This window comes from Streptomyces fumanus (assembly GCF_014655295.1).
In the GTDB taxonomy this organism is placed as follows: domain Bacteria; phylum Actinomycetota; class Actinomycetes; order Streptomycetales; family Streptomycetaceae; genus Streptomyces; species Streptomyces fumanus.
Genome location: NZ_BNBI01000004.1, coordinates 188,137 through 200,322 on the forward strand (window position 1 = coordinate 188,137; position 12,186 = coordinate 200,322).

Below are 12,186 nucleotides of genomic sequence, written 5' to 3' on the forward strand. Positions count from 1 at the left end.
CACGCCGGTCAGGCGAGGGCCTCGTCGAGGGTGTCGTGGATGTCGAGGTGGGGGGTGACTCCAGTGATGTCGCAGACGCGGCGGACCTGGGGGGAGGGAGCGGCCAGCCGCAGGGTGCCGGTGTGGTGGGTGAGGATCAGCAGGTTGAGGAAGGAGGAGTCGGCGAAGGTGACCCCGGAGGCGTCCAGGATCACGGCGGAGTGGTGGGCGGCCGCGGCGGTCAGGGCGTCGGTGAGGGGCTTGATGGACTGCGTGTCGAAGCTGCCGCGGGCGGTGATGACGCACCGGCCGTGCAGTTCGCGCTGGTGCACCTCGGCCGGGCGCAGGGCGCGCAGGGCGCTCGGAGCGGCCGGTGCTCCCCGGCCGGAGCTGATCGTGGGGGCCGGCACCGCGGCCTCGTCCCAAGGCACCTTCGCCACTCCTTCTCCTGGCTGCTCTCGAGTGAGAGCACGCGGCTCTCCGGTCTCTCCAACGAGAGAGCACTAGTCATTCATTGCATGAAATCTATGTCCTGTAAATGGTTTCTAGCAAGCCAGGTCCTCTAAGATGCTGGTCATGGTTGGAGTGCCCGAATCACACAGCGGATGGACGTTCATCACCAGCCACGCGCGCGTCCTGGCGGCCATCGCGAACAATCCGAACACGCGTATACGGGAGATCGCTGCGCACTGCCGGCTGACCGAGCGGGCCGTGGCGCGGATCATCTCCGACCTCGAGCAGGACGGCTACCTCTCGCACACGCGTGAGGGACGGACCAACACGTACCGGATCCAGCCCGACAAGGTGCTGCGGCACCCGGCCGAGGCCGGGCTGACCGTCGCCTCCCTGCTGTCGCTGCTGGTGCAGGACGAGTCCGACCGCAGCAGGCCCCCGGCCGTGCAGCACTGACGGCCGCGCACGGCGTCCGGTCGGTGCGGCGGTCGTGGGAGGGCAGGGTGCCGTGGCACCGCGAGCGGACGCTCACCCCGGCGATACGGGCGCCCCGGTGGGCCGGGCGATCTCCGCGCTGACGGACCGTAAGAGCGTGTGCGGCAGGGGAGTCCGGCGGCGGCGGTCGAAGGACGGGGACAGGGCCAGGGGCGACGTGGCGGAGCGCGCCCGCTCGGTCGTCCGACGGCGGCCGGCTCCGGTGGCGCACCCGTACATCGCGGGCCGGCCTCCGCCCGCGCCGGACCTCCGCCGGACCGGCGGCATGGCACTCCGACACTCGCCTGACCCGGACACGCCAACGGGGTGCGGTGCGGGAGACTGGTCCCATGGGACAGCCGATGACGGTCCGCGAACTGCTGGCACGGCTGAGCGAGGCCGTCGGCGCGCGCGGGCTGAGCCACTGGGCGGCGCAGTGCGCCCGGGTGTGCGGGCTCGACGGGCTCTTCGTCTCCCTGCGGCCCGGCGGGGAGCTGGTGTGGTTCAGCGACGACACCAGCGCGCGACTGGCGGACCTCCAGTTCACCCTGGGCCAGGGGCCGGAGGTCGGCGACACGGCCGACGCCCCGCTCCAGGTGACGGACCTGGCCGCGGACGACGCCGGCCGGTGGGGGAGGTTCGCCGCCGAGGCCGCCGCGCTGGACGTACGGGCGGTGTTCGTCTGGCCGGTCCGCTCCGGCCAGGTCCAACTGGGAGAGCTGACCGGATACCGCCGTACGCCGGGACCGCTGAGCGCCGGGCAGAGCGCCGCCGCGCTGCGCATCGCCGACTCCCTGGCCGACCGGCTGCTGGCCTGGCGGCCGGACACCGACGACCCGCGCGACGGACCCGGCACCGCGGGCGCGATCGAACTGCACCGGGCCGAGGTCCACCAGGCCACCGGCATGCTCGCCGCACGGTACGGCATCTCGCTCGACGAGGCGCTGCTGCGGCTGCGCGCGCACGCGTTCGCCGGCGGCCGGTCCCTCACCGACACCGCCCGAGCCCTGCTGCACGGACCGCCCCCCGACACCTGACCACCCGGCACGAGCCCCCCCGCTCACACCGGTGACCCTTTTCCGGAGCCAACGCCATGAGCAGGGAAGAGAAGATCGCGCGGACGTTCGTCCACCTCGCCGACAGCCTCGTGGACGACTACGACGTCATCGACCTGTTGCAGCACCTCACCCTCAGTTGCCGCGACCTCCTCGACGCCACCGACGTCGCGGTCCTGCTGGCCTACCCGGGTCCCGACCTCTACAGCCCGGTGCCCTGCGATCCGAGCCCCGCCCTGGCCGCCGTGCTGGACCCGGCCGCCCGCCAGGGACCCGCCGTCGACGCCTGCCGCACGGCCGCCGCCGTCGCCCCCGGCCCCCTCGCCACCGCGCCCGCCGCGTGGCGGGACTTCACCGAGGCGGCCCGCCGCACCGGCTACACCCACGCCGCCGCCGTCCCCGTACGCCTGCGCCGGGACACCCTCGGCAGCCTGCTCCTGCTGAGCACCGGTGACGGCCCGCTGCCTCCCGCGGACCTCCGGCTCGCCCAGGCGTTCGCCGACGCCACCGCCCTCGGCCTGCTCAACGCCCGCCCCGCCGGGCGGCCGCACACCATCAGCGAGCAGCTCCACGACGCCCTGCACAGCCGCATCGTCATCGAACAGGCCAAGGGCTTCCTCGCCGAACGCGATTCCCTCAGCGCCGACGACGCCTTCGCCGCCCTGCGCGACCACGCTCGCCGGCACGGCGTGCCCCTCACCGAGGTGGCCCGCACCGTCGTCACCACCGGCCGCCTGCGGCCCCCGACCGCCACCGGGAACTGACCGGCTCATCGCCGGAACACACCGCGCCGCCGACTCCCCGACGGGCTGCCGTCACCGGACGGGAGCGGCCCGTCCCCCGGTCGTCGTAAGGTGTGGGGTCGCCGCGTGCGCGGCGGAACAGTGACGAAGGAGTGGAGGACCGGTGCCGGAACAGGCCGTGGCGCGCCCCGTGGCGCGGACCGAGGTCGAGCAGCGCAAGCAGCGGCTGCGACGCCGGATGGAGCGGTTGATCGGCATCGCCGCCACCGAGGGCAACCTGCTGACCCCGCTGCGCAACGGCGACGAGATCTTCCCCGCGATGCTCGGTGCCGTGCGGACGGCCCGGCACACCATCGACATGATGACCTTCGTCTACTGGCGCGGCGACATCGCCCGCCAGTTCGCCGAGGCGCTCGCCGAGCGGGCCCGGGCCGGCGTACGGGTACGGCTGCTGCTGGACGGCTTCGGCGCCCGCCAGATAGAGCGGCACCTCCTGGACGAGATGGACGCGGCGGGGGTGCAGGTCGCCTGGTTCCGCAAGCCGGCCTGGGTCTCGCCGTTCAAGCAGAACCACCGCTGCCACCGCAAGGCCCTCATCGTCGACGAGCACACCGCGTTCACCGGCGGCGTCGGCATCGCCGAGGAGTGGTGCGGCGACGCCCGCGACCCCGGCGAGTGGCGCGACACCCACGTCGAGGTGCGCGGCCCCGCCGTGGACGGCATAGCCGCCGCCTTCGCGCAGAACTGGGCCGAGTGCCACGACGAGCTGTACGACGACCGGGACCGCTTCACCGGCCACGACCGGCACGGCGACGCCACCGTCCAGGTGGTGCGGGGCTCGGCCAGCATCGGCTGGCAGGACATGCAGACGCTGATCCGCCTCATGCTGACCTCCGCCGAGGAACGCTTCCGGCTGGCCACCGCCTACTTCGCGCCCGACCGGTACTTCATCGACCTGCTGTGCGCCACCGCCCGCCGGGGCGTCGAGGTGGAGATCCTGCTGCCCGGCCCGCACACCGACCAGCGCGCCTGCCGGCTCGCCGGACAGGCCCACTACACCGACCTGCTCGACGCGGGGGTGAAGGTCCGGCAGTTCCAGCCGACCATGATGCACGCCAAGATCATCACCGTGGACGGGGTGGCGTCCCTGATCGGCTCGACCAACTTCAACCGCCGCTCCATGGACCACGACGAGGAGGTCATGCTCGCGGTGCTCGACGAGAACTTCACCGCCACCCTGGACGGCCACTACGACGAGGACGTCGCCCGCAGCGTCACCATCGACCTCGACCGCTGGAAGCGGCGGGCGGTCCTCCAGCGGGCGGCGGAGCTGGCCGTGACGCCCATCCGCCGCTTCCTCTGACCCGTCCGCCGCCCGGCGGCCTCCTACGCCGGGGCGGCCGGGGCGCCCAGGGACCAGCCGGAGACGTCGCTCACCCGCCCGCGCCACAGCGGGCAGGTCGGCGTCCCCGGCGCGGACAGGAACGTGACGTCGACCAGGTGGGCGAAGTCGTGCAGCCCGCCCGGGCCGGCGTCGTCGAGGGTGTTCTGCACGGTGCGGGGCAGCAGCACGACCTGCTCGGCGTCGTCCTGGTCGCCGACGGCCCGCGCCACCACCCCCTCCCAGCGCTCGGCCCAGACCCGGCCCGCGACCAGGCTGCCGCTGACGATGCCGCCCACCGTCGTCAGGGTCACCGCGACGGCGGCCCCGGGCTGGGCCTCCACCAGCCGCAGCAGCATCTCCAGGTGCGCGTCGGGCACCGGCAGGCCGGGCTCCGGCTCCCCGTTGCCGCGGTCCTGCGTGCTCATACGGTTCCTCCGGGTCGTGCGTTCTCCTGGCCGGGGTGGATCCCCGGACCGTCGTGGTCACCGGCCAGCGGCGTGGGGGAGAGGACGGCCGGTTCCTCCCCGGGCTCCAGCAGGGTGTCGGCGGCGCCGACGATCAGCGGGTCCGGCTTGCCCACCGCGGTGTGGTCCTTGGCCGGGTAGTCGCAGCGGTCCAGCAGACTGCGCATCGCCTCCAGTCGGCCGCGCCGCTTGTCGTTGTTCTTCACCACCGTCCAGGGGGCGTACGGGGTGTCCGTGGCGCGGAACATCTCGACCTTGGCGGTCGTGTACTCGTCCCAGCGGTCCAGCGAGGCCAGGTCCGTCGGCGACAGCTTCCAGCGGCGCACCGGGTCGACCTGGCGGATGGCGAAACGGGTGCGCTGCTCGGCCCGGGAGACGGAGAACCAGAACTTCACCAGCAGGATGCCGTCGTCGGTCAGCATCTGCTCGAACATCGGCGCCTGCCGCAGGAACCGCTGGTACTCCTCCTCCGTGCAGAAGCCCATCACCCGCTCCACGCCCGCCCGGTTGTACCAGGAGCGGTCGAAGAAGACGATCTCGCCCCGGGCGGGCAGATGCGACACATAACGCTGGAAGTACCACTGGCCGGCCTCCCGTTCGGTGGGCTTCTCCAGGGCCACCACGCGGGCACCGCGCGGGTTCAGCCGCTCGGTGAACCGCTGGATGGTGCCGCCCTTGCCGGCCGCGTCCCGGCCCTCGCAGACCACGACGATCCGCTGGCCGGTGTCCTTCACCCAGCGCTGCATCTTCAGCAACTCGATCTGCAGGACCCGCTTCTGCCGCTCGTACTCGGCCCTGCGCACCTTGCGGTCATAGGGGTGGTTCTCCCGCCAGGTCTCGATGGGGGTGCCGTCGGCGTTGAGCAGGACCGGCCGCTCCGGCCGCCGCTCGTTCACCGTCAGGCCGTCGAGAAGCTCGTCCTCGGCCACGTGCTGCTCTCCTTGCTCTCCCGCCGCCGATCAGAACCGCATGTGCCGGCGGGCCCGGCGCCCGGCGGAGCCGCTGCGGCCCACGGCGCGCGAGCTGGAACTGAAGGGCTTGCTCAGCAGGCGGCCCAGCGGACCGGGGGCCTTGGACCCGGTGCGCGAACCGGCACCGAGCGCGCGCTGGGCACCGTTCTGCGGGTGCCGGGACAGCCGGGGGAGCAGGAAGGCGAGCACGGCCAGGACGACACAGGCGCCTATCACGCCGACGATCATCACGGGGGACTCCAGGGGTCTCGACGGTGAAGCCGGACACGGACGCGCACCGCGCGCGCCCGCTGTCCACCGCGTGCCCCCTCGCGCCGGGAACAGTCGCCCGTCCTGCCCGGGCACCCGAGCCCGCGGGCGATCAGCGTTCCCTCAGGACGAGTTGGCTTGGCCGCTCGGCGACCGGACGGGCTTCTTCGACACGCGGGTGGTGCCGGCGTCCAGGCGGGCGCCGTCGGTGCCGGCCGGCGCGAGCTCCGGTACGGGGACGCCGTGCAGGTCGACGAGGACGGAGTGGGGCTCGCCGGGGGCGAAGGCGTGGCGTTCCCCCCACTGCCGCAGGGTGAGAACGACGGGGAACAGATCGCGGCCGGCCTCGGTGAGCACGTACTCCGGACGGCGGCCGGACGGCGCGGGGCGCCGCGCGAGGAGCCCATGGGCGGTGAGCTTGCGGAGGCGGTCGGTGAGGATGTTGCGCGCGATACCGGTGCGCCGCTGGAACTCGGTGAACGACCGTGCCCCGTCCATCGCGTCGCGCACGACGAGCAGGCTCCACTTGTCGCCGACCAGGTCGAGCGTGCGGGCGACGGGGCAGCCGGGATCGGTCCAGTCGGGGTCCGGGACACCCGCGGTGGTGCGTGCCATGCCATCTCCCTATGAGTTGCGGATTGAAACCATCATGCCGTACGGTCCGAACAGTTGCGATCTGCTACCGATCGGATCGGGGTGCGATGAACGTATGGCGGCGGTTGCTGCTGTCCGCGGTGGGGGGTGTCGCCGTCTCGGGCGTCTACGCCGCGCAGCCGGTTCTGGAGCCGATGGGACGGAGTCTGGGGGTGCCGGCCGGACTGACGGGGTGGCTCGTCGCGGCCGGCCAGTTCGGTTATCTGGCGGGGCTGTTGCTGCTGGTGCCGCTCGGTGACGTGGTGGACCGGCGCCGGCTCATCGCCGGGCACCTGGCGGTCACCGCGGCGGGCGCGGCGCTGACCGCCTCGGCGACGGCCGGGTGGGCGGCGTTCGCGGGACTCGGGGCGGCCGGGGCGTTCGCGGTGGTGGTGCAGACCACGGTGGCCTATGCCGCGTCGGTCTCGCCGCCCGCCGAACGCGGACGCGCCATCGGCGTGGTGACCTCCGGCGTGGTGGTCGGCATCCTGGGCGCTCGGGTGGTCACCGGCGCGCTCGCGGAGAACTGGGGCTGGCGGAGCGTCTACGCCGTGCTCGCGGTGCTGTCCCTGCTCCTCGCGGCCCTGGTCCTCGCCGTCCTGCCGCCGGAGGAGCGCGCAGGCCCGCCGGTGCGGTATCGGCAGGCCGTCGGCTCCCTCGGCGGACTGTTCGGGCAGCGCGTCTTCCTGACCCGGGGGCTGACCGCGTTCTTCCTGTTCGCCTCGTTCGGGACCCTGTGGAGCGGACTGTCCCTGCCGCTGGCCGGGCCGCCCTGGGAGCTGAGCGAAGGCCGGATCGGCCTGTTCGGGCTCGCCGGGCTGGCGGGCGCGCTCGGCGCGGTACGCGCGGGCCGGTGGGCGGACGCCGGACGGGCCGCTCCGGTCAGCGGGGGCGCGCTGGTCCTGCTCCTCCTGTCCTGGGCGGCGATCGCGCAGTTGCCGCGGTCGCTCTGGCTGCTCGCCGTGGGGATCGTGGTCCTCGACTTCGCGGTCCAGGCCGTGCACGTCAGCAGCCAGCACCTGCTGACCACCGTGCGTCCGGACCGCCCCAGCGGCGTCATCGGGGGCTACATGGTCTTCTACTCGCTCGGCTCGGCCCTCGGCGCGGCCGCGACCACCGCCCTCTTCACCGCCCATGGCTGGACGGGCTCCAGCCTCCTCGGGGCCGGGTTCGCGGCCTGCGCGCTGGCCGTGTGGGCGGCGGACCGGTGGCTGCCGAGCCGCCCGTGAGCACCCGGCCTCTTTTCGCCGGCGCCCGGGTGACACGGACCCCGGCGTCTCCTCGCCGGGGCCCGTGTCACCCGGGCGCCGGCGGCACCTCGCGGGGCGGTGCCGTCGAGGCGCGTACCACCAGTTCGGTGGCGAGTTCGAGGTGGTGGGACTCGGCCTTCTCGCCGTCGGCCAGCCGCAGGGCGATGCGCAGCGCGGTGGCGCCCATCTCCCGCAGCGGCTGGCGCACGGTGGTCAGCGGCGGCGACGCCATCCGCGCGACGCTGGTGTCGTCGAAGCCGACCACGCTCAGGTCCTCGGGGACGCGCAGGCCCCGGGCGCGCGCGGACTCCACGACCCCGACGGCGATCTCGTCGTTGCCCGCGAAGACCGCCGTCGGCGGCTCGCGCAGGTCCAGCAGCGCGCCCGCGCCGAGCAGCCCGCTCTCGTAGGTGAAGTCCCCAGTGCGGACATAGGCGTCGGGCACTCGTGCCCCTTCGGCCTCCAGGGCGGCGCGGTAGCCGTGCATGCGGGCCTGGTTGCACACGGCCATGGCCGGTCCGCCGAGGTAGGCGACGCGGCGGTGGCCCAGCGAGAGCAGGTGCCGGGTCGCGGCCAGGCCGCCCGCGAAGTTGGTCGCCCCGACGCTGTGCACCCGGTTGTCCGGCAGGTGCAGCGGGTCCAGTACCACCAACGGCAGCCCGGACCGGGCCAGTTCGTTCAGATGGGCGGTGGTGTAGACGCTGGTGACCGCGATGACGGCACGGCGTCCGGCCGTGGCCAGGTTCCGCGCCCAGTGCGGGGCGAGGGACGCCTTGCTGACCACCACCGAGGCCCCCAGCTCGGCGGCGGAGTCGACGATGCCTTCCAGGGTCTCGGCCACATAGGACGTGAGGCCGCCCTTGAACTGGACCTCGATGGTGGGGCTCTCGACCGCCCCGGTGTGGCGGAACACGGGCGCGAGGTAGGCGTGCTGGTGCAGCAGCTCCTGCACCCGGGTGCGGGTGTGCGGGGCCACGTCACCGCGACCGTTGACCACTTTGGACACGGTCGCGACGGAGACCCCCGCCGCCTGGGCGATGTCCGCCAAAGTGGTGCGCCTGGCGTTCGGTGGCATCGGTTCCTCTCCGTCATCACCTGCTCCGACAGTGTGTCAGCCGCTATCGTCGCAGCACACCCGTTTTGTCGGCCACCCTTTTTCGAAATGTTTCGACGTTTGCCGACGCACCCGAATGTCGTTTTCGTCCTGAAAAGGGCAGTAGAATACAAGGGGATAACGGCCCTGCACACGCCTTGACGGGGATTCAGCCGGAGCCCTAACTTGCACGGACAGAGCCCGAACGAATCATTTTCGAAAACCTTTCACCCTGACTCACGAGAAGCCGGTGGCTCTCGAGTGCGGAGAAAAGACATGGCGCTCTCCCGACGTACCCTTCTCGGCCTGGCCGCCGGCGTGCCGGTCTCCGTGGCGCTGGCGGGCTGCGGCTCCTCCGGCCCCGGCAAGAGCGGCGGCGCGGCCACCTACTGGTACCTGAACGGCCAGCCGCAGGAAGGTGTCCGGGCCGGCGCGGTGGACGCGTACAACAAGGCCCACCCCGACGGACGGATCAACGACACCACCTTCCAGAACGACGCCTACAAGACGAAGATCAAGACCGCCATCGGTGCCGGGCAGGCGCCCACCATCATCTGGGGCTGGGGCGGCGGCACCCTGCGCACCTACGCGCAGGCCGGCCAGGTCGAGGACCTCACCTCGTGGTTCGACGAGCACTCCGAGGTCAAGAAGAGCCTGTTCCCGTCCTCGTTCGGCGCGGCGACCGTCGACGGCAAGATCTACGCGATGCCGTGCGAGACCGTGCAGCCGATCATCCTCTACTACAACAAGAAGGTGTTCGACCGGGTCGGCGCGGAACCGCCGAAGTCCTGGGACGACATCATGGCGCTGGTGCCCCGGTTCAACGCGAAGGGCATCGCGCCGTTCGCCCTCGGGGGCCAGTCCCGGTGGACGAACATGATGTGGCTGGAGTTCCTCTTCGACCGCATCGGCGGCCCCGAACTGTTCCAGGCCGTCATCGAGGGCGAGAAGAACGCCTGGTCGCACCCGGACGCCCTCACCGCCCTGGCCAAGGTGCAGGACCTGGTCAAGGCCGACGGGTTCATCAAGGGCTTCTCCTCGATCACCGCCGACTCCAACGCCGACCAGGCGCTGCTGTACACCGGCAAGGCCGCGATGATGCTGCACGGCGCCTGGTCGTACGGCATCCAGCAGGCCGACGGCGGGGACTTCGTCTCCAGCGGCGGCCTCGGCTACATGAACTTCCCGCCCGTCGAGGGCGGCAAGGGCGATCCGAGCGACACCGTCGGCAACCCCGCCCAGTACCTGTCCATCTCCTCGAAGGCGAGCGCCGAACAGAAGAAGATCGCCAAGGACTTCTTCGCCACCGGTGTCCTCCAGGACCAGGAGGTGAAGAAGTGGATCGACAACGGGTCGGTCCCGATCAAGCTGGGCACGGAGAAACTGCTGGCCGCCTCCAAGAGCGCCGACTTCCTCCAGTTCACCTACGACGTCGCCAGCAAGGCCAAGGTGTTCGGCCAGTCCTGGGACCAGGCGCTCAGCCCGACGGCCGCCGAGACCCTGCTGGACAACATCGTCAAACTCTTCCAACTGTCCATATCGCCCAAGCAGTTCGCCGCCAACCTCAACGCGGTCATCGGAAAATGAGCGCGCTCACCGGCCGCCCGCCGCGCCGCGAACCGCGCAGCGTCCTGCCGTGGCTGGCGGCACCCGCCCTGGTGGTCTTCGTCGGCTTCGCCGTGATCCCGCTGATCGGCGTCTTCGCGCTCAGCTTCACCACCTGGGACGGCATCGGCGCCATCCACCCGTCCGGGCTGACCAGTTGGCGCGCGGTGCTCACCGACCCCGGGCTGCCGCACGCCCTGTGGGTGACGTTCCTGGTGATGGCCGTGTCCTGGGCCGTGCAGACGCCGCTGAGCGTGCTGCTCGGCGTGTTCCTGGCCGGCCGCCAGCGCTACCGCGCGGTGCTGGGCGTGGTGTACTTCGTGCCGCTGATGCTCAGCTCCGCGGCGATCGCCATCGCGTACAAGGCCCTGCTGGACCCCAACTTCGGGCTCGGCGCCGGACTGAAGATCGACGCGCTCAGCAAGGACTGGCTGGGGCGCCCCGGGCTCGCCTTCGCCGTCGTCGTCTTCGTCGTCTCCTGGCAGTTCGTCCCGTTCCACACCCTGATCTACCAGGGAGGCGTCCAGCAGATCCCGGCCTCCCTGTACGAGGCGGCGCAGATCGACGGGGCCGGACGCGTCCGGCAGTTCTTCAGCATCACCCTGCCCCAGCTCAAGTACACCGTCATCACCTCGTCCACGCTGATGGTGGTCGGGTCGCTCACCTTCTTCGACCTCATCTTCATCCTGACCGAGGGCGGCCCCGGCGACGCCACCCGGGTCCTCGCGCTGGACATGTACAAGCGGGGGTTCCAGGCCAGCCTGATGGGACCGGCCAGCGCCATCGCCGTCATCCTGGTCCTGGTGGGCCTGGCCCTCGCCCTGCTGCTGCGCCGGCTCGGCGGCCGGGACGCCGGTGCGAGCCAACTCGAGGGGGCCTGACGTGACCACCACACTGACCGAGCCGCGACGGCCGCAGCAGACCGGCCACGGCGAGCGGCGGCACACCCCGGGCCGTCCGGCCCGGCGGCGCAACTGGGTGGGCGGCCTGGCCGGATGGCTCTGGCTGGTCGTCGTCGCCGTCCCCCTGTACTGGACCCTCATCACCAGCCTCAAGGCCCAGAGCCGCTACTACGCCAGCAACCCGCTGGTGCCCTCGGCCGACCCGACCCTGGACAACTACCGGCTGGTCATCGAGTCCGACTTCCTGCGCTACTTCCTCAACAGCGTCGTGGTCACCGCCGGCGCCGTGATCCCGGCGGTGGTGTTCTCCTTCATGGCCGCCTACGCGATCGTCCGCGGCTGGCGCATGCGACTGCTGCGCGCGGTGAACGGCCTGTTCCTGATGGGCCTGGCCATCCCGCTGCAGGCGACCGTGATCCCGGTCTACCTGATCATCATCAGACTCAACCTGTACGACAGCCTGCTGGCCCTGATCCTGCCGTCGATCGCCTTCGCCATCCCGCTGTCGGTGCTGGTGCTCGCCAACTTCATCCGCGACGTGCCCAAGGAACTGTTCGACTCCATGCGGGTCGACGGCGCCACCGAGTGGACGACCCTGTGGAAGCTGGCGGCACCGCTCACCCGCCCGGCCATCCTCACCGTGACCATCTTCAACGCGCTGACCATCTGGAACGGCTTCCTGCTGCCGCTGGTCCTCACCCAGAGCCCCGACCGGCGCACCCTGCCGCTGGCGCTGTGGACCTTCCAGGGCCAGTACGGGGTCAACGTCCCCGCCGTGCTCGCCGCCGTCGTCCTCACCACCCTGCCCGTCCTGGTGCTGTACGCGTTCGGCCGCCGCCAGTTGCTCAGCGGTCTGACCGCCGGATTCAGCCGTTGACCGCCGTGATCCCCGCTCGTCTACCTGTTCGCCCGGCACGCCCCGGCAAGGGCC

14 protein-coding genes are annotated in these 12,186 nt (G+C 71.9%); 8 read left to right on the plus strand and 6 right to left on the minus strand.

Annotated elements, in window-relative coordinates; genetic code table 11:
• Positions 1-8: 8 nt before the first annotated feature.
• Positions 9-419: an STAS domain-containing protein gene (locus IE316_RS10330; protein ID WP_229910312.1), complete on the minus strand. Its 411-nt coding sequence runs from the start codon at positions 417-419 to the stop codon at positions 9-11.
• Positions 420-555: 136 nt separating this feature from the next.
• Here IE316_RS10330 and IE316_RS10335 point away from each other — a divergent pair, with 136 nt between their 5' ends.
• The 4 genes from IE316_RS10335 to IE316_RS10350 all read left to right on the plus strand — a co-directional run bounded on the left by IE316_RS10335 (position 556) and on the right by IE316_RS10350 (position 4,067).
• A complete protein-coding gene (locus IE316_RS10335) occupies positions 556-888 on the plus strand; it encodes a helix-turn-helix transcriptional regulator (protein ID WP_190203905.1) in 333 nt (110 codons plus the stop codon).
• 368 nt (positions 889-1,256) lie between these two features.
• Complete coding sequence (locus tag IE316_RS10340; protein ID WP_190203906.1) at positions 1,257-1,943, plus strand: ANTAR domain-containing protein; 687 nt, start codon at positions 1,257-1,259, stop codon at positions 1,941-1,943.
• A gap of 56 nt (positions 1,944-1,999) precedes the next feature.
• A complete protein-coding gene (locus IE316_RS10345) occupies positions 2,000-2,725 on the plus strand; it encodes an ANTAR domain-containing protein (RefSeq protein ID WP_190203907.1) in 726 nt (241 codons plus the stop codon).
• Positions 2,726-2,867: 142 nt separating this feature from the next.
• A complete protein-coding gene (locus IE316_RS10350) occupies positions 2,868-4,067 on the plus strand; it encodes a phospholipase D-like domain-containing protein (protein WP_229910313.1) in 1,200 nt (399 codons plus the stop codon).
• Positions 4,068-4,090: 23 nt separating this feature from the next.
• Here the strand turns inward: IE316_RS10350 and IE316_RS10355 are convergent, their stop codons facing one another.
• The 4 genes from IE316_RS10355 to IE316_RS10370 form a co-directional block, all read right to left on the minus strand.
• Complete coding sequence (locus IE316_RS10355) at positions 4,091-4,513, minus strand: GvpU-like protein (protein WP_190203908.1); 423 nt, start codon at positions 4,511-4,513, stop codon at positions 4,091-4,093.
• A complete protein-coding gene (gene ppk2, locus IE316_RS10360) occupies positions 4,510-5,481 on the minus strand; it encodes a polyphosphate kinase 2 (protein ID WP_190203909.1) in 972 nt (323 codons plus the stop codon). The genes IE316_RS10355 and ppk2 overlap by 4 nt, the downstream gene beginning before the upstream one ends.
• A 30-nt stretch (positions 5,482-5,511) precedes the next feature.
• Positions 5,512-5,751: a DUF6411 family protein gene (locus IE316_RS10365; RefSeq protein WP_373311142.1), complete on the minus strand. Its 240-nt coding sequence runs from the start codon at positions 5,749-5,751 to the stop codon at positions 5,512-5,514.
• Positions 5,752-5,895: 144 nt separating this feature from the next.
• The gene (locus IE316_RS10370) at positions 5,896-6,387 is read right to left on the minus strand and encodes a winged helix-turn-helix transcriptional regulator (RefSeq protein WP_190203911.1); all 492 of its coding nucleotides are present in this window, start codon (positions 6,385-6,387) and stop codon (positions 5,896-5,898) included.
• Between the two features lie 86 nt (positions 6,388-6,473).
• On the opposite strand from IE316_RS10370, the gene IE316_RS10375 reads away from it, so the two are divergent.
• A complete protein-coding gene (locus IE316_RS10375; protein ID WP_190203912.1) occupies positions 6,474-7,634 on the plus strand; it encodes an MFS transporter in 1,161 nt (386 codons plus the stop codon).
• Positions 7,635-7,701: 67 nt separating this feature from the next.
• Here the strand turns inward: IE316_RS10375 and IE316_RS10380 are convergent, their stop codons facing one another.
• On the minus strand, positions 7,702-8,730 hold the full coding sequence (locus IE316_RS10380; protein ID WP_190203913.1) for a LacI family DNA-binding transcriptional regulator: 1,029 nt from the start codon (positions 8,728-8,730) through the stop codon (positions 7,702-7,704).
• 294 nt (positions 8,731-9,024) lie between these two features.
• Between IE316_RS10380 and IE316_RS10385 the strand changes: the two genes are divergently transcribed.
• The 3 genes from IE316_RS10385 to IE316_RS10395 are packed head-to-tail and all read left to right on the plus strand — an operon-like array spanning position 9,025 to position 12,132.
• On the plus strand, positions 9,025-10,335 hold the full coding sequence (locus IE316_RS10385) for an extracellular solute-binding protein (protein ID WP_190203914.1): 1,311 nt from the start codon (positions 9,025-9,027) through the stop codon (positions 10,333-10,335).
• Complete coding sequence (locus IE316_RS10390) at positions 10,332-11,234, plus strand: carbohydrate ABC transporter permease (protein ID WP_190203915.1); 903 nt, start codon at positions 10,332-10,334, stop codon at positions 11,232-11,234. The genes IE316_RS10385 and IE316_RS10390 overlap by 4 nt, the downstream gene beginning before the upstream one ends.
• 1 nt (position 11,235) lies before the next feature.
• Entirely contained in the window at positions 11,236-12,132 is an 897-nt protein-coding gene (locus IE316_RS10395; protein WP_190203916.1) for a carbohydrate ABC transporter permease, read from the plus strand.
• Positions 12,133-12,186: the final 54 nt, after the last annotated feature.